This window comes from Arcticibacter sp. MXS-1, from assembly GCF_041902385.1.
GTDB lineage: Bacteria > Bacteroidota > Bacteroidia > Sphingobacteriales > Sphingobacteriaceae > Arcticibacter.
Genome location: NZ_CP169244.1, coordinates 179139 through 196399, shown reverse-complemented (window position 1 = coordinate 196399; position 17261 = coordinate 179139). Strand labels below are relative to the sequence as shown.

The 17261-nt window shown below is 49.0% G+C and carries 12 protein-coding genes, 1 tRNA gene and 6 pseudogenes; 15 read left to right on the top strand and 4 right to left on the bottom strand.

The features are described 5' to 3' along the window. Positions 1-165 precede the first annotated feature (165 nt). Positions 166-843 (bottom strand): ABC transporter ATP-binding protein, encoded by a 678-nt coding sequence (locus ACES2C_RS00740; RefSeq protein ID WP_374165116.1) that lies wholly within the window; start codon positions 841-843, stop codon positions 166-168. A 72-nt stretch (positions 844-915) separates the two neighbouring features. Between ACES2C_RS00740 and ACES2C_RS00735 the strand changes: the two genes are divergently transcribed. The 5 genes and pseudogenes from ACES2C_RS00735 to ACES2C_RS00715 all read left to right on the top strand — a co-directional run. After that, the gene (locus ACES2C_RS00735; RefSeq protein WP_374165115.1) at positions 916-1272 is read left to right on the top strand and encodes a four helix bundle protein; all 357 of its coding nucleotides are present in this window, start codon (positions 916-918) and stop codon (positions 1270-1272) included. Positions 1273-1318: 46 nt separating this feature from the next. Further along, positions 1319-1486 (top strand): annotated as a pseudogene (locus ACES2C_RS00730) (four helix bundle protein); the annotation flags it as partial. 46 nt (positions 1487-1532) lie between these two features. Next, positions 1533-1685: pseudogene (locus ACES2C_RS00725) on the top strand (four helix bundle protein); the annotation flags it as partial. Positions 1686-1747: 62 nt separating this feature from the next. Then, positions 1748-1915, top strand: a pseudogene (locus ACES2C_RS00720) (four helix bundle protein); the annotation flags it as partial. Positions 1916-1961: 46 nt separating this feature from the next. Then, a pseudogene (locus ACES2C_RS00715) lies at positions 1962-2141 on the top strand (four helix bundle protein); the annotation flags it as partial. A gap of 41 nt (positions 2142-2182) precedes the next feature. On the opposite strand, the gene ACES2C_RS00710 reads toward ACES2C_RS00715, so the two are convergent. Next, a complete protein-coding gene (locus tag ACES2C_RS00710; protein ID WP_374165114.1) occupies positions 2183-3436 on the bottom strand; it encodes an efflux RND transporter periplasmic adaptor subunit in 1254 nt (417 codons plus the stop codon). Between the two features lie 693 nt (positions 3437-4129). On the opposite strand from ACES2C_RS00710, the gene ACES2C_RS00705 reads away from it, so the two are divergent. The 5 genes and pseudogenes from ACES2C_RS00705 to ACES2C_RS00685 all read left to right on the top strand — a co-directional run bounded on the left by ACES2C_RS00705 (position 4130) and on the right by ACES2C_RS00685 (position 11513). Beyond that, positions 4130-6655, top strand: a complete 2526-nt coding sequence (locus ACES2C_RS00705; RefSeq protein WP_374165113.1) for a zinc-dependent metalloprotease — start codon at positions 4130-4132, stop codon at positions 6653-6655. A gap of 618 nt (positions 6656-7273) precedes the next feature. Continuing rightward, positions 7274-7654: pseudogene (locus ACES2C_RS00700) on the top strand (beta-L-arabinofuranosidase domain-containing protein); the annotation flags it as partial. Positions 7655-7671: 17 nt separating this feature from the next. After that, positions 7672-9675 (top strand): beta-L-arabinofuranosidase domain-containing protein, encoded by a 2004-nt coding sequence (locus ACES2C_RS00695; protein ID WP_374165112.1) that lies wholly within the window; start codon positions 7672-7674, stop codon positions 9673-9675. A 483-nt stretch (positions 9676-10158) separates the two neighbouring features. Further along, positions 10159-11070, top strand: a pseudogene (locus ACES2C_RS00690) (sigma-54-dependent transcriptional regulator); the annotation flags it as partial. 29 nt (positions 11071-11099) lie between these two features. Beyond that, on the top strand, positions 11100-11513 hold the full coding sequence (locus tag ACES2C_RS00685; RefSeq protein WP_374167007.1) for a helix-turn-helix domain-containing protein: 414 nt from the start codon (positions 11100-11102) through the stop codon (positions 11511-11513). Positions 11514-11522: 9 nt separating this feature from the next. Here ACES2C_RS00685 and ACES2C_RS00680 read toward each other — a convergent pair whose 3' ends face one another. After that, positions 11523-11906 (bottom strand): hypothetical protein, encoded by a 384-nt coding sequence (locus ACES2C_RS00680; RefSeq protein ID WP_374165111.1) that lies wholly within the window; start codon positions 11904-11906, stop codon positions 11523-11525. Between the two features lie 142 nt (positions 11907-12048). Here ACES2C_RS00680 and ACES2C_RS00675 point away from each other — a divergent pair. The 4 genes from ACES2C_RS00675 to ACES2C_RS00660 all read left to right on the top strand — a co-directional run bounded on the left by ACES2C_RS00675 (position 12049) and on the right by ACES2C_RS00660 (position 14486). Then, positions 12049-12121 (top strand) — tRNA-Gly (locus ACES2C_RS00675). Positions 12122-12656: 535 nt separating this feature from the next. Beyond that, positions 12657-13334 (top strand): hypothetical protein, encoded by a 678-nt coding sequence (locus ACES2C_RS00670; RefSeq protein ID WP_374165110.1) that lies wholly within the window; start codon positions 12657-12659, stop codon positions 13332-13334. Then, positions 13268-13993 (top strand): PAS domain-containing sensor histidine kinase, encoded by a 726-nt coding sequence (locus ACES2C_RS00665; RefSeq protein WP_374165109.1) that lies wholly within the window; start codon positions 13268-13270, stop codon positions 13991-13993. Before ACES2C_RS00670 ends, ACES2C_RS00665 begins: the two co-directional genes overlap by 67 nt. 145 nt (positions 13994-14138) lie before the next feature. Continuing rightward, a complete protein-coding gene (locus ACES2C_RS00660) occupies positions 14139-14486 on the top strand; it encodes an RNA recognition motif domain-containing protein (protein ID WP_374165108.1) in 348 nt (115 codons plus the stop codon). A 645-nt stretch (positions 14487-15131) separates the two neighbouring features. On the opposite strand, the gene ACES2C_RS00655 is transcribed toward ACES2C_RS00660, so the two are convergent. Next, entirely contained in the window at positions 15132-15356 is a 225-nt protein-coding gene (locus ACES2C_RS00655) for a hypothetical protein (protein ID WP_374165107.1), read from the bottom strand. 330 nt (positions 15357-15686) lie between these two features. On the opposite strand from ACES2C_RS00655, the gene ACES2C_RS00650 reads away from it, so the two are divergent. Beyond that, complete coding sequence (locus tag ACES2C_RS00650) at positions 15687-17225, top strand: alpha-L-fucosidase (RefSeq protein WP_374165106.1); 1539 nt, start codon at positions 15687-15689, stop codon at positions 17223-17225. Positions 17226-17261 lie beyond the last annotated feature (36 nt).

Genomic DNA, 17261 nt, shown 5'->3' with positions numbered 1-17261 from the left:
TTGGGTTTGAGGAGCACTCTTTTATTATTACGGTTCACATCCTTCGTCCTCTCCGCCTTAGCTGAGGGATGTTTTATGCGTCTTATGGCAAGATTCTCTGCCCAAATGGCTGGCTATAACCTGTTAACCGCTAATCGCCAACAGCCAATCGCCGATCGCTGGCATCTACACCATAATATTTTCCGTTACTACCTGTCCGTCAAGCATTCTGATAATCCGGTGGCTGTATCTCGAATCGTGCTCGGAGTGCGTCACCATGATGATTGTCGTGCCCTGTTCATTCAGATCGGTGAGGAGCTGCATCACCTCATTCCCGTTTGACGAGTCGAGGTTACCCGTAGGCTCATCCGCAAGGATCAGTTTAGGACTGTTCACTACGGCTCGGGCTACAGCTACACGCTGCTGTTGTCCCCCCGATAGCTGCTGCGGAAAGTGATTCCTGCGGTGCATGATCTGAACCTTATCCAGCACGGCCTCAACCTTCCGTTTTCGCTCTGCAGCAGGAGTCTTCGTGTAGATCAGAGGAAGCTCCACGTTTTCGTAGACCGTGAGCTCGTCTATCAGGTTAAAACTCTGGAACACGAAGCCAATGTTGTGCTTCCGCAGGTCAGAGCGCTTCCGCTCGTTGAAGTGCGCCACCTCAACCCCGTTGAACAGATAACTGCCACCATCGGGATCGTCAAGCAAGCCGAGGATGTTCAGCAAAGTCGACTTCCCGCATCCCGAAGGACCCATGATGGAAACAAATTCTCCCTTTGCCACGTCAATTGACACTCCATTTAGTGCTACGGTTTCTACCTCTTCCGTGCGGTAGAACTTCTCAAGATTTGATATTTTGATCATGTGTATATTTGGCTGTTAGCTGTTAGCAGTAGGCTATTACCTTTTAATGTTAATCAATTTAATTCTTCTCCCATGAGAGATTTTAAAAACCTAAACGTTTGGCAAAAAAGCCATCTTTTTACTCTTGAAATTTACAAGATCACCAGTACGTTCCCACGAGAAGAAGCGTACGGTCTTGTCTCGCAAATCAGAAGGTCCGCTGCCTCTATTCCGACTAATATCGCCGAAGGATGTGGACGAAGCAGCTTTGCAGAACTCAAGCAATTCCTTACGATCGCTTCCGGCTCAGCTTCTGAGCTCTCCTACCAACTGATCCTGAGCAAAGACCTCGGCTACATTAGTGAATCACGCTTTAAAGAACTAGACACCGAACTTTCCTTAATCAGGAAGATGATGCACGCATTTTCGGCTAAGCTGAGTGAACAATAGCAATCACTTGCCCTAAGCCAATGGCTAAAAGCCACAGCAAAATGCTAGTTTTCAAGCTATCGCTTCCGGCTCAGCTTCTGAGCTCTCCTACCAACTGATCCTGAGCAAGGATCTCGGCTACATTAGTGAACCCCGCTTTAAAGAACTAGACACCGAACTTTCCTTAATCAGGAAGATGATGCACGCATTTTCGGCTAAGCTGAGTGAACAATAGCAATCACTTGCCCTAAGCCAATGGCTAAAAGCCACAGCAAAATGCTAGTTTTCAAGCTATCGCTTCCGGCTCAGCTTCTGAGCTCTCCTACCAACTGATCCTGAGCAAGGATCTCGGCTACATTAGTGAACCCCGCTTTAAAGAACTAGAACACCGAACTTTCCTTAATCAGGAAGATGATGCACGCATTTTCGGCTAAGCTGAGTGAACAATAGCAATCACTTGCCCTAAGCCAATGGCTAAAAGCCACAGCAAAATGCTAGTTTTCAAGCTATCGCTTCCGGCTCAGCTTCTGAGCTCTCCTACCAACTGATCCTGAGCAAAGACCTCGGCTACATTAGTGAATCCCGCTTTAAAGAACTAGATACCGAACTTTCCTTAATCAGGAAGATGATGCACGCATTTTCGGCTAAGCTGAGTGAACAATAGCAATCACTTGCCCTGAGCCAATGGCTAAAAGCCGCAGCAAAATGCTAGTTTTCAAGCTATCGCTTCCGGCTCAGCTTCTGAGCTCTCCTACCAACTGATCCTGAGCAAAGACCTCGGCTACATTAGTGAATCCCGCTTTAAAGAACTAGACACCGAACTTTCCTTAATCAGGAAGATGATGCACGCATTTTTGACTAAGCTGAACAATAGCAATCACTTGCCCTGAGCCAATGGCTAACAGCCAACAGCCAACTGTTGGTTCTCAAGCTATTGCTTGAGAACCAACTCCTGCACATCTCCGAAATTCTCATAGCTCGAAGTGATCACCTTATCTCCCGGTTTTAAGCCGCTTAATATCTCGTAATAGTCAGGATTCTGCCTGCCCAGTTGTATATCCGTTTTGTAGGCGGTTTTGCCGTCGCTGCTTAGCTTGAAGATCCAGTTGCCGCCGGTCTGCTGGTAGAAGCCACCGCGGGCAAGGAGCAGAGCAGTCGTCTCGTCGCCCAGGGCCAGTCGAACCTGCAGGGTCTGACCACGGCGGACCTTTTCGGGAGCTTTCCCAAGAAATTCCATATCCACCTGAAAGCGACCGTTCGTTACCTGCGTGTACACCTTTTTGATCCGCAGCTTATAAACCTTGTCGGCCAGGCTGAAGTCGCCCGTCAGGCCGGGGAAGATGCGCGTGATATAATGTTCGTCAATGTCGGCCCGAACTTTAAAGCCGCTGAGCACGTCAATCTGCCCGAGCCGTTCACCCTTGTTCTTATTCTGACCGATCTCAGCATCCATAGAAGTAAGCTGTCCGTCAACCGGAGCCCTCACAATCAGGTCGCCCACTTTCTTCTTCATCAGCTGAAGCGCGTTGCTCATGCGCTCATACGATTCGTTCATTTGTTTGAGCTGTTGCTTCACCGAAACGGAATCCTGACTGAGAATGCGGTCCGCCAGTCGCTTCTTGCGTACCTGATGCGTGTACTCGTTTTCAGAGGCTTTGAACTCCTGCAGGCCGATGATGCGCTGATCGAACAGCTTCTTGTTCATCTGGTATTTACGCTCCGCTTCTTTCAGCTCATTGTCAACATCGGCCAGCTGGTTTAGCTTCGATACCGTGTTCTGCTGTGCGTTGTTGCGCGTGTTTTGCATCTGTGTAAGCACATCAAACACCGCGGTTTCCTGATTTGACAGAGTGAGTTCCAGGTCAGTGTTCGAAAGCCGAAGAATAGGATCACCTTTTTTCATCATCGCCCCGTCTTCAACGTACTTTTCTTCAACACGTCCCCCTTCAGTTGCATCGAGGTAGATGGTCGATAACGGCATCACAATGCCATTAACAGGAATAAACTCCTGAAATTTCCCCTTGCCTATTTCGCTGATTGTGATCCTTTCGGTGTCCACATTCAGCTTGCTCTTGCCCGACGTAAAATAAATACTGCCGGAGATCAGGAGGACTATCGCGGTAACGCCCGCTATAGTTGTAATCTTCTTACTGTTCCACTTGCTTTTAGGTAACGCTCTGTCCACTTTGAAAAAATAATAAAACGAATTACTCTGATAGAAGTATAAATTGTGCCATCGTGTTAATGTGTTGATTTTGATTTATTTAAGGCTTTTTGCAGATTTGCAGATGTTCGTATCCGGACACCCTGTGTGCGAAATTAACGGAAGGATAAGGCATGTGTGATAGGTTCGCTCAATCCTCTTGCCGAGCCGCAGGCTTCCCCGACAGTTAAGGGGCCGGCGTATAAGTCCGGAGCTTAAGATAAGGACGGCCCGTCGGGACAGGTTTTCGCGGCGATGGCCCCGCCAAAGCTATCCGTACATCCCGCGCCTGAAGAAGGCCTCTTCCCGTCATGACAAGTACAACAGAGTCGGGTCTCATTCTGGAACGATTCTCTTCTCGTTAGATATGCTGATTCTGAGAAGCGTACAAATGGCCTCCATGCAGCCACGTTTTTCAGTAAAAAGGTGGCTAGAACGTGGCTGCATCCTTGCTTGATGGCGGCCGGATCTACAACCAGGGGATAAGCAGATACAGTTCTGTCTCAGGCGAAGTTAATGCTGACCCTAATGAAGGGGCATCCTGCCAGTGGATTAGTAAAAATACAAATTAGCTGCGTACAAAGATGAAAATCGCGGTGGCAGGTTTTGGAAAAAAATTACTAAGTTGCATCACGATTAAGTTGGTCAAGATCTGTTGAATATTCTAAAAAATCAATGCGAAAATTAAGTTCCTTGTTCCTTGCTGCCACAATCCTGGTAAGTGGCTGTACTGTGTTTAAAAAGAAAAAGCCGGGGGCTCAGTCTCCTATTGTGCTTACCACTGCCGGAGGGGCAAATGCGCCGTCCAATATTAACCGGCCATCCATGCAGGGGCCTAAGCCCTACAAAGAGGTGATCACCGCAAAGGCGAAAACAGATACGGGCCTTTTCAAGGTACACAAGGTTGATGAACGATACTTTTTCGAAATTCCTGATTCGCTAACGAGCCGCGATATGCTGGTTGTTAGCAGGATCAGTAAAAGTGCGGCTGACGTGCGTGCGTCTATGATGGGCTATGCGGGCGATCAGGTGAACGATAATGTGATCCGCTTCGAGAAGGGGCCTTCTAACAGGATCTTTCTGAGAAGCGTGTCATTCTCTGAGCGTGCTCAGGATACCACCGGTATGTACCTGTCGGTGCTCAACTCGAACTTGCAGCCGATTGTGGCGGCATTTGATATAAAGGCGCTAGCGCAGGATTCGGCTGGTAAAAATGCCGGTGCCGTTATTGATGTGACCGACTACCTGAACGGCGATAACGATATTTTCTTCTTTCACTCGGAGGTGAAGAAGGCCCTGTCAATCGGGGGACTTCAATCTGACCGCAGTTATATCCAGGGTATCCGCTCTTTTCCCATGAATGTGGAGATCAGGACGGTGAAAACCTATACCCGTAGCTCAGGACCTACACCCGCTTCATCTGGCGGACCTCTTACCTATGAGCTGAACAGCTCGCTTGTCCTGCTGCCGGCAAAGCCTATGCAGGCCCGGTACTTTGATCCTCGCGTGGGATATTTTGCGACCGGATATGTGGACTTCGACACCAACCCGCAAGGGGTCAAAAGGATATCGCTGGTCACACGGTGGAGGCTGGAGCCGAAAGATGAGGATGTTGAGAAATACAAGAGAGGCGAACTGGTGGAACCCAGGAAGCCCATTGTCTTTTATATAGATCCGGCTACTCCGAAGAAATGGGTGCCCTACCTGGTACAGGGGGTGAACGACTGGCAGGTGGCTTTTGAAAAGGCTGGCTTTAAAAACGCGATCTATGCAAAGGAAGCGCCGAAAGATAAAGACTGGAGCATCGACGACGCCCGTCATAATGCAATTGTGTATAAGCCCTCTGATATTCCGAATGCCAGCGGTCCGCACGTGCACGACCCGCGATCAGGTGAGATCCTGGAGACGCACATTAACTGGTACCACAACGTGATGAGCCTGGTGCGAAACTGGTACCTGATCCAGACAGCGGCGGTAGATCCGAGGGCCAGGAAGATGAAGTTCGACGACGAGCTGATGGGACAGCTGATCCGCTTTGTGTCATCGCATGAGGTGGGGCATACGTTGGGATTAAGGCACAATTTCGGGTCTTCGTCTACCGTGTCGGTGGAAAAGCTTCGCGACAAGCAATGGGTGGAGGCAAACGGTCACACTCCCTCCATTATGGATTATGCCCGTTTCAACTATGTGGCTCAGCCTGAGGATGGTGTTGGCGAAAAGGGGCTGTTTCCACGGATCGGCGACTATGATAAGTGGGCGATCGAGTGGGGATACCGCTGGTTCCCTGAATATAAGACGGCAGCGCAGGAGACTCCTGCATTAAATAAATGGGTGATCAGTGAGCTTGGCAAGAATAAGAGGCTCTGGTTCGGAACAGAAAGTGATCCGAGCGATCCGAGATGCCAGAGCGAGGATCTGGGCGATAACGCCATGCTGGCCAGCAGCTACGGGATTAAGAACCTGAAGAGAATTCTGCCCAATCTCCTTAGCTGGACCCGTCAGCCAAATGAGGGGTATGACGACGCAAGGACGCTTTATAGCGAAGTGGTGAATCAGTTCAACCGGTATATGGGACACGTGGCAAAGAATGTAGGCGGCGTCTATGCTACACCTAAAACAGTAGAAGAGCCGGGCTCTGTGTATCAGCCAGTTCCCTACGCAAGGCAGAAGGAGGCTGTAAGTTTCCTCAACCGTCAGCTTTTTGCTACGCCCGACTGGCTGGTGAATAAAGCGCTGGTGAGCCAGACGGGCGCTGATCCCCTGGTGATGGTGCGAAACGTGCAGACCAATACCCTGAGCAGACTTCTGAGTCCGGCAGTGATAAGCAGGCTGATCAGTGCGGAGGCATTAGGCGGAGGCAAAAGCTATACGGTGTTTAACCTCTTTACTGATTTGAAGGGCGGCGTGTGGTCTGAACTTTCCAGTCGTGCACAGATCGATGTGTTTAAGAGGAACCTTCAGAAGGCCTATGTCGATAATTTGTCTAAGCTCCTTCAGGCTCCGGCGCCGGTAGCTGCTGGTGTCTTTACTTTTTACAGGTCGCCTGATCCTACCGCCAGCGACGTATCAAGTGCTGCACGGGCGCACCTGGCGGAGCTGAGGAGGGATATCCGCAAAGCTATTCCTGCATTTAAGGGGATGAGCCGGTACCACCTTCAGGATCTTGATGCCAGGATAGGCGCTATACTGGATCCGAAGTAACCGTGACGAACAAGTAGTGCCCTGTTAGAACGGGGATCAGGTGTCAGGCCTTGTCTTTGGCCCGCCTTTGCCTCTGACCGCGAAATACTTTAAGAGCAACCGATACCGGTGATCAGTCTAGTCTTTTATTCTGGTTGCCGGTATTGTTTTTTTGTTTTTCAATGGCCAAGAAGAACACTCAATCAACTTTCATCCCCGTTTGAAAGCGCAGCCTCCTGAATATTTTTTGGAAGGTGGAAAACTTTGCTTGCCCGGAGGGTGATTGAGTCTTTGTATTTTTAATCTAAATAATGTAATATTGACATTTATAGACTAACCACTATATGCGTCGTCCGGCCGAAATTGATCTGCAGCTTGTATACGCCCTCAGGGATGGGGATGAATCTGCGTTCAGGGCGATCTTTAAATCCGGTTTGCATGCGGTTTGGCTTGAGGCTTATGAAGAAATAGTAGCTTTTATTTTCCGTGGGAGGGGAGGTCTGCATAGTTAAGATGGTAACTAGCTCTTTCTTGATTCAGCCGCAAGCAAAGGTTGTGGCTCCAATTATAAGAGATCATAGTTGAAACCCTGTCCCAACGACCGTATGAATTTTATCACTAACCACCACAAGGAACGATATGGTAATCCGAAATGCAAAAAATATTTTAGCAGCGGTTCTGATGTTAGCGTCAGCGACCAAACAAGAAGTCGCCCAAGCCCAACAGATAAACTTTAACACACGAGTACGGTCGCCTTTCCCGCTGAGCGCGGTGCGGCTTAACGAGGGGCCCTTTCTGGCCGCTCAGCAGCGCGACTTGGAGTACAGTATGTCACTCGATCCTGACCGGCTTCTGTCGCCCTACCTGCGAGAAGCCGGGCTGAGTCCTAAAAAGGAAAGCTACGGGAACTGGGAGAATACGGGACTTGACGGACATATCGGCGGGCACTATCTGACGGCTTTGTCGCTGATGTATGCTTCTACAGGGAATCAGGCTGTACTTGATCGGCTGAATTATATGCTCGCGGAGCTGAAGAGATGTCAGGACAAGAACGGAAACGGCTATATCGGCGGCGTGCCGGGGGACTGGCCATGTGGAATGATATTGCAGCGGGCAAGATTGATGCGGGTGCGTTCTCGCTCAATCACAAATGGGTGCCCTGGTATAACATTCATAAACTCTATGCGGGACTTCGTGATGCGTATGTCTTTACTGGCAATGAACAGGCGAAGACGATGCTCCTGAATCTCTCGGGCTGGAGCTTGAAGCTCCTGTCGGGGTTAAGCGATGCGCAGATTCAGGAAATGCTGAAGTCGGAGCACGGCGGGATGAATGAGATCTTCGCAGACGTTGCGGCTTTCACCGGGGATCAGACGTACCTGGAGCTCGCCAAGCGGTTTAGTGACCGCAGGATCCTTAATCCGCTGGAGGAAGAGCGAGACCAGCTGAACGGACTGCATGCCAATACGCAAATCCCGAAGGTGATCGGGTTTGAGCGGATCGGGGAGTTGGCAAATGATCCGGCCTACCGGACTGCTGCCCGGTTTTTCTGGGAAACGGTTGTTCATAACCGCACTTCGGTGATTGGGGGAAACAGCGTACGTGAGCATTTTCACCCGTCGACTGATTTTTCTTCGATGGTGACCGACGTGCAGGGGCCTGAGACGTGCAACTCTTACAATATGCTGAAGCTCAGTAAAATGTTGTTTGAGGCGGAAGGCAAGGCGGATTATGTGGATTACTATGAGCGTACGCTCTATAACCATATCTTGTCTACTCAGCATCCGACCCGCGGGGGACTTGTATATTTTACCCCTTTGCGGCCGGATCACTACCGTGTTTATTCAAGTCCTCAGGAGAGTTTCTGGTGTTGTGTGGGTTCGGGTATGGAGAATCACGCGAAGTATGGCGAACTGATTTATTCGCATACAAAGGATGCTCTTTTTGTTAACCTTTTTATTGCTTCAACACTCGAGTGGAAAGAAAAGGGAGTGAAGATTGTGCAGCGAACACAGTTCCCCTTTAGCGAGCAATCGGAAATTACAATAGGAGGGAAGCCGGGTCCTGCTTTTGCCGTCAATCTTCGTTACCCTGCCTGGGTGAAAGCAGGGGCACTGAAGGTGAAAGTGAACGGCAAGGAGGAGCCGGTAAAAGGCAGTCCCGGTTCGTATATATCGTTGCAGCGCAAGTGGAAGGCAGGCGACCGGATCGTGGTGACAATGTCGATGTCGACTACAGTTGAAGATCTTCCTGATCATTCAGGATTTGTAGCGGTCCTTCGTGGCCCAATCGTTCTGGCTGCGAAGATGGACAGTACAGATATGAAGGGACTTGTCGCTGACGGCAGCCGGATGGGACATATAGCCTCAGGAAGCCTGGCGCCGTTGAAGAATGCGCCCTTTCTGCTCGGTGATAAGTCGGAGTTAGCGTCGCAAATCCGTTTAGAAGATCCACAGAAGCTCACCTTTAATGCTGCATCCGTAATTTATCCGGCATCCTATGCGCATCACGAGCTGATGCCTTTTTTCATGGTACACGACAGCCGGTACACGATCTACTGGCCATGGGCTACTCGGGCGACCCTTGCTGAGCGCCAGAAGAAGCTCGCAGAGATGGACGAGGTAAAAGAGCGCCTCGCTGAAATTACCGTCGACCAGGTAAGTCCGGGTGAACAGCAGCCCGAGTCGGACCATTTCTTTGAGGGGGAAAAGACGGAGACCGGCGTGTTTAAGGATCGTCATTACCGGCAGGCCAAAGGATGGTTCAGCTATCGTCTGACGAATCGGAACAAAAATGGAAAGGTACTTCGTGTGACGTACTTCAGTGCCGATCAGCCTTCTGCCTTCGATATTCTGGTCAATGGCGTGAAGATCAACACTGCTGCTCAGCCCAGGGGACCCGAAAATCAGTTTTATCAGGTGGATTTGGCAATTCCTGAACTTGCCCTGAAGGATGGAAAGGAGACGATGATCGTGAAGTTCCAGGCAAAGGACGGGGCAGAGACGGCCCGTGTCTTTGATGTGAGGCTGATAAGGAAATAGACCATTCCTTCTGCTGGACTGGAGAGGAGTCTGTTGCGTTAACACTGGACTTGGTTGTCCTGGGCGTACAATTCATACAACTGGGACGACCGATCCAGCGTTGCGACGTCAAAAGGTTTCCAGACGTTCCCAGGAAGGGATACTCGACGTACAACCGTTCGAGGATACTTAGACCTACAGATGCCCGCAAAAGAAGGATATATGATTATAACTGAAACAGACAGAATCAATATCTGCCCGGGAAGAGCGCTTCTGAAAACGTCTTGATTTGTCGCAGCGGCGGGATTCTGAGCTCCCTGGGGAGGGGTCTTAGCTGGTGATTTTCCGGGGGAAGATGTTCCGCGAACGCTGGTATTGCTGCCGGCCTGTAACGTTTTTTTGTTTTTATCGTCTTTGAAGAGGCGTCGGTACGGCTCCTGTTCCACGCGGAGGGGAGTGTATTGATGATAATAATGTGTATTTTTGGTTTTCACCTATAAACTTATGCAGTTAAAACACGCCTCTGTACTTGTGGTAGATGATGATCCGGATGTTCTGACGGCCGTCCGGTTGTTACTTAAACCGCAGGCTAAAGAAGTGGTGACAGACAAGAATCCGGAGAATATTCCTTCTCTTCTTGCAGCTACACGATATGACCTGATCCTGCTTGACATGAACTTCAAGAGCTCCATCAATACAGGGAACGAGGGCCTGTTCTGGCTTCGGAAGGTGAAGCAGCTTCACCCTGCTGCGGCGGTGATTATGATCACTGCCTATGGAGGGATTGATTTGGCTGTCCGCTCGTTAAAAGAAGGTGCTTCGGACTTTGTGGTAAAGCCCTGGCAGAATGAGAAGCTGCTGCAAACGATCGAGGAGGCGCTTGAGCATCAGGCCAAGTCGCCGGGAAAGAAGAAGACCATTCAGCAGGAGGACAATGCCACGCCGATCATCGGTGAGTCGGAGGCGATGGAAGACATTTTCTACAAAGTCAGGAAGATTGCGCCTACCGATGCGAACATTCTGATCCTGGGCGAAAATGGAACGGGGAAGGACCTGATTGCGCAAGCCATCCATCAGCAGTCGCTGCGCAAGGAGAAGCCCTTTGTGAAGGTGGACGTGGGGGCGCTTACTGAAACGCTTTTTGAGAGTGAGCTGTTCGGCCATAAAAAGGAGCTTTTACCGACGCTCGCGAAGATAGGACAGGAAGATTTGAAGCGGCTAACGGGGGGACGCTCTTTCTTGATGAGATCGGAAATATCAGTCTGCAGCAGCAGGCCAAACTGCTGACGGTTTTGCAGAACCGCAGGATACAGAAGCTGGGAAGCAACGATACTGTCCCTGTAGACATCAGGCTGATCTGTGCGACCAACGTGCCCCTGCATGAACTGGCGAGTGATAGTCGCTTCCGTAAAGACCTGATCTACCGGATCAATACGGTTGAGATCATGGTGCCGCCTTTGCGGAAGAGGGGAGCGGACGTTATTTTACTGGCTAATCACTTCATCAGGATCTATTCGGCTAAATATATGAAGAGTTTGCCTGAGCTTGACGGGAGGGCGATAGACAAGCTGATGCAGTATCATTTTCCGGGGAATGTGCGTGAGCTTCAATACACCATTGAACGGGCGGTGATCATGTCGGAAGGGAACAGGCTGTCAGCGGGTGATCTTATCTTTTCGCCTATTGAATCGGCAAGCAGTATGACGCAGCAACAGGAAGATACGAACCTTGAGAACCTGGAGAAGAACACCATTATGCGGGTGATTGAGAAGCATCAGGGGAATATCAGCCGTGCTGCGAAGGAGCTTGGAATTACCAGGACGGCCTTGTACCGCAGGCTGAGTAAGTATGACATTTAGAAGAGTCGTTTACCATCCGTCGAGGGCGAAGGTCCGGTAGCTTCCGGTTTGGTCGAGCTGTTTCTCGATCTTGATATCATCGCCATCATTAATCACGAACTTTTTGAACGAGTATACGAAGTTGTTCTTGTCGACCACGAGGACGGTGTAAGCTCCGAGAGGCAGCTTTTGCGAGTCTTCCGACTTGTTCACTACTCCGAGACAGTAATAGCCGTTTTCTGGATCGATGAGGTCTTTGGGGGCCGGGTTGATCCATCCCTGATAGAGGGCAATATAAATATCGGGATTGGGTGCAGTGCTGGTAACTTTGATGGAGGCGGTTCCGTAGTAGGGTACTTTCTTGCAGCTCGCTAAGCTCAGTGCGATAAGGACAGACAGGAGCAGTGTTTTCATTGTTGTTAGGTTATTTGGTTGCCCGGTTTGTAAATGTAACCCGGTATTCTTTAATTATCAAGGGGTTCGGGTAATAATTAAATTTCTCCTTGCGATTTGTTTTTTAGTGCCTATATTTGTGGCCCCCGCAGGGGTAATACAAGCGAAAGTAGCTCAGTTGGTAGAGCACAACCTTGCCAAGGTTGGGGTCGCGAGTTCGAATCTCGTCTTTCGCTCTGAAAAAAAGCCGGCCTATCAATCTTTAAATTACTCATCATTAGTTTTGTGAATCGGCCTTTGTACGCAGTTGTTTTAAACCCGCTCTATTTGACCTGCAAAACCGACGGTGATCCGCTAAATTAATCATTTCATTAAGACTGTCTCCGCGGAGAGACGGCGGAATTGAACCTCTAAGAATTGCCTCTGAAGGGGGGAAAAGATAAGCTTCTGAAATTAGTGCAGGATCAGACGATTGAAAGCGCTGAAATGATATACGGAGAATCATTGCATTCTATTATTGAGGGCTTCGAAAATATGCTGATGGAGTGAGGGCAGACGGTGGTTCTGAATACGGATTGTGTTTTAAACGTGACAGTCGTTGTACAGATAAGACTTGAACCCTGTGTAACACCCAAGCTGCGGGAATCGTCTTTACAGGAGATGAAGCGAACTCGGCACGAGACTTTATTGCGCAATTGCGTCATTTTTTGTAAACTCGCTGAAGCTTAAAAGATAAAAGCGTCCTATCAAGATACAGAACCTCTCTCCAGCATGTACAGAATTCAATGGATCATTATTGCCCGGGTGCTTTTGCTGTTTGTGTGTACTGCTGTAACGGCGTGGCTGATTGTGAAGGGGCTGTACAGCTACCTTTTTTTAATGGTGCCGGTTCTGATCTATCTGATCTATCGCTTGTGCAAGTGGCAGCTGGAAGTGTATTATGAGATCAATGACTTCGTGGAGGCCGTTCACTATCGTGACTTTTCGAGGAATTTTGATATTCGGCATGCTCCGGCTAACCTTCGGCCTCTCCGCAAGGGCTTTAATTGTATTAATGCCATCCTGAAACGTATTTCGAGAGAGAAGGAGACGCAATATCAATACCTCCAGCGGATCCTGGAAATGCTCGAAACGGGGATCTTGTCGTATGAAGAGGCAGACGGGGACGTGCTTTGGATGAATGAGTCGCTGAAAAAGCTTTTGCGACTGCCTTATTTAAAAGGCATTCACTCGCTTAACCATCGGGATAAGGTGCTCTACAGGGAGGTGCTGAGCTTGACTCCGGGGGAGAACAAGATTGTTTCCATTCATCCGGAGTCTGCATCGTTTAAGGTGCTGCTCTCTGCGACGGCGTTTCAAACGGAGGGAAAAAATATAAGCTGGTGGCTTTTCAGAATATCAACGAGGCGCTGGATGAGACTGAGGCGAAAGCGTGGCAAAAGCTGTTAAGTGTGCTGACTCACGAGATCATGAACTCGGTGGCTCCAATCTCTTCATTGGCAGACACGTTGAAAACGCGGCTGGAGGGCTCTGCTTCGAATCCTGCTGAAGATCCCTGCACAACTGATGACATCCGCGTGGGAATAGAGGCGATCAAGCGCAGGAGTGAGGGGCTCCTTCGTTTTGCGGAGACTTACCGAACGCTGAATAAGATTAAGACCCTAAACCTGAAGACCGTCTACGTTCGCGACTTGTTCGAGAATTTGTACCAGCTGATGCAACCGACGCTGGAAAATAAGGATATTGAGTTGGATATCATCCTCAAGGACCCCGGTTTGCAGCTGGAGGTGGATACGAACCTGATTGAGCAGGTACTGATCAATCTGGTTGTCAATTCAATAGACGCGGTAAAGGAAAAGTTGGCTCCCCTGATCTCGCTTTCGGCCAGTCAGACTGCGGGAAAAAGGACGATCATTCAGGTGGCAGATAACGGCTACGGAATATCGCAGGAGATTCAGGAACAGATCTTTGTGCCCTTTTTTAGTACTAAGAAAACCGGCAGTGGCATTGGCTTAAGTTTATGTAAACAGATTATGCTTCTGCACAAGGGAAATATACAGGTTCAGTCGCGAGAAGGGGAGGGTTCAGTATTTATACTTCAATTTTAAAAAAAATTATTTGGAAAGATAATTCTTTGTATCTTGTAGGAAATTTAACGCATCTGTCTGAACAAAAAAACTTATCTCCGATAACAATCACAATTAATAAATAATTCATACTCCATTCCCCCTAACTCTCAAACAAATTACTACAATGAAAATTTTCGTGGCAAGTCTGCCTTTTAAACTGGAAGAAAACGACATCCGGGAGACATTTGAAGAATATGGTGAAGTTTCTTCGGTTAAACTAGTACTTGATAAGGAAACCGGTAAGAAAAAGGGCTTCGGCTTTGTTGAAATGCCGGACGACGAGCAAGCCCGGAAGGCAATAGCAGATCTTAACGGTCTGGAAATCTATGGCCGCGCTATTGCTGTAGCGCAGGCAGAGGAGAAAGTTCAGAACAATAACCGCAGAGGTGGTTTCGGCGGCAATCGTGGTGGCGGCTTTAATAAAGGCGGCTACAGCAGAAGTTACGAGGATAGAAATTCCGGCGAGGAATAATTAACACAAACAGCGCTCCCGCGCTGATATGGAATACGGCTTCTTTGCCTTCTTATGGGGCGGGAATCCGTATTCGTTTTTTGCTTATCATTTGTAGTGCTTTTCTGCGCTATAGGTCTCTTTTTTCTGAGGGTTGATGCCTATGCGGCACTGGTTTTTAATGGACTTGGAGAAATTGCTTTGTGATGTTTATTAAGAGTGTTATGCTTTCTAGCTTCTTTAGGATCATCGCTTCTCTATGGTCGTTGAGATGATCTTGCTTCTCTTTTAGTTCCATTGCCGAGTACTCTTGAACGTTTCGTGGGCCTGTATGTTTGCGCTCCGAGGGGCGTTAGGAGGCAACCATCGCCCAATTTAATCTTATTCCCCAGTCGCCTGACTGGTCGGCAAAAGGTTCTCCTGCGATTGTGCCCCTCTCTCTTTCTCAAAGACCTGATGCCCCAATCATGTGCAGGGCGAGAAGACAGAAGAACGCTTTTTTGGTGAAAGTGTATTTGGCTTATTGAGATGATTAATTGCTTTTTGAAGGCCCTCAATGAGATCGCTTCGCTAAGTTTTATTGGACACAAAAACACTCAATCAGCTTGACCTCCTGTTTATGAGCACAGCTCATGAGTGTTTTTCTTTAGCGTGAGCTTCTTGTTGTTAATCGGATTTAGAGGAGAGGTATTGCAGCTCCTGGTTGATGTCGTATAGAAGATCACCCGGCCCTTGCATTTCTAAAAGCGCGAAGTATACCGTAGTTTGAGCTTTGGGGTTGTAATGTGCGTTGGAGGAGACGACACGGTAAACGCCGAGCCGACACTCTTTATTTAGTTCCTCCTGGAACTCCTCCACATCTGTGTATTCGATAGTTTTGTAGCTGGCCATAGTAGAGCATTAAATCGTTACTAAAAGTAGATAAGAATTTTAAGAGTTGAGAAGTAATTTTGAAAAGAGCTGAGGAAAATGATACAGGTGCTGAAAATGCTCTGGAGCCTGTTGTCAGCGCCCCATCGTCCAGGGCTGCCGTGAACAGAACTGCTATTTTAAAACGAGCGTGGTACTAACGCCTCCCTGGAACGACAGGGATATAGGGTGGGAGGTTTGACTTGGAAAGGGAGATACAATTTGACTATTGTGATCACTGACCCGGGACCTCAAAGAGGCGCGGGGCGAAATCGCAAAGGGCAGTTTGACTATTATGATTAAGTTAGATAGATGGATCATCGACTATTGAAAATACGACGCACACCGGCAGTTTTCGTTTTGGCGGTATATTTTCTGCTGTTCGGGCAGAGAGGACAGTCTCAGGTCATCGATAAAAAAAGTTTTGTCAAGATCGATGCATCGGATACGCAGGCTGATATTATTCGTAAGGCTGTAAAGGTCGTTCCTTCTGCACGGCAGCTGAGGTGGCAGAAGCTGGAGCTCACCGCCTTTCTCCACTTTGGTATTAATACGTTTACCGGGCGCGAGTGGGGCGATGGCGGTGAAGATCCGGGTTTGTTTAATCCCTCTGATCTTGATGCCAGGCAGTGGATCGGGGCCTGCAAGGCGGCGGGCTTTAAGCAGGTGATCCTCACAGCAAAGCATCACGACGGCTTTTGCCTGTGGCCCTCGGCCTATACTGATCATTCTGTTAAAAGCAGTCCCTGGAAATTGGGGAAGGGCGACGTCGTAAAGGAAGTTGCCGAGGCGTGCCGGGAATTCGGGGTAGGCTTTGGCGTGTACCTCTCGCCATGGGACCGGAACAATAAGTCGTTCGGCACACCTGGTTACAATGACTATTTTATTAATCAGCTGACGGAACTTCTGAGCAATTACGGGAAGGTAGACGAGGTGTGGTTCGACGGTGCGAACGGAGAGGGGCCTGAAGGGAAGAAGCAGGTGTATGATTTTAACCGCTGGTATGCGCTGATCCGGAAACTTCAGCCCTCGGCAGTGATTGCCGTAATGGGGCCCGACGTGCGCTGGGTAGGTACGGAATCGGGATACGGGCGGGAAACGGAATGGAGTGTTGTTCCTGGTGATGCTCTGGTGCAGGAAAATGTCGCTGCCAATTCTCAAAAGGAGGCCGGTTTTGCTCCTATGAACATGATGGAGGAAGACCTTGGGAGCCGTGAGAAGCTTCTTAAGGCTAAGAGCCTGGTATGGTATCCGGCAGAGATCGACGTGTCTATCCGCCCGGGGTGGTTTTATCATGAAAAGGAAGACAGTGAAGTAAAAAATGCTGATAAGCTTCTGGATATCTATTTTAGTTCGGTAGGAAGGAACGGGGTGCTGCTGCTCAATATTCCGCCTGATAAGCGGGGGCTTTTGAGCGACAGCGACTTGAGGGCCCTGGAGGGATTCAGAAGAAAAATTGACGAGGTCTTCAGAGATAACGTATTGCAGGATGCTGTGGTGGAAGGGGCAAGCTCTGCTGTTATCAGGAAACTTACCGACGGCAATGATGAGACAGCGTGGACGGCAAAGGACGGCAACACTACTCCGCAACTAGTATTCAGCTTGAAAACGGAGAAGGAATTTAATTTGCTTGTCCTGCAGGAGAACATCAGGAAAGGTCAGCGCATAGAACGGTTTCGACTGGATGTGTTTCAGGGAGGTAAGTGGAAAAAGGTGACAGATGGGACAACGGTTGGCTATAAGCGAATCCTTCGTTTTTCGCCTGTTGGTGCAGAGAAGCTGCGATTGGTTATCGAGTCGTCTCGGGCTAATCCCATAGTAAGTGAAGTGGGTCTGTTCTATTCGAGATAGGTCTTATTCCTCTGGGAATGCCAGAGATCGTTATAG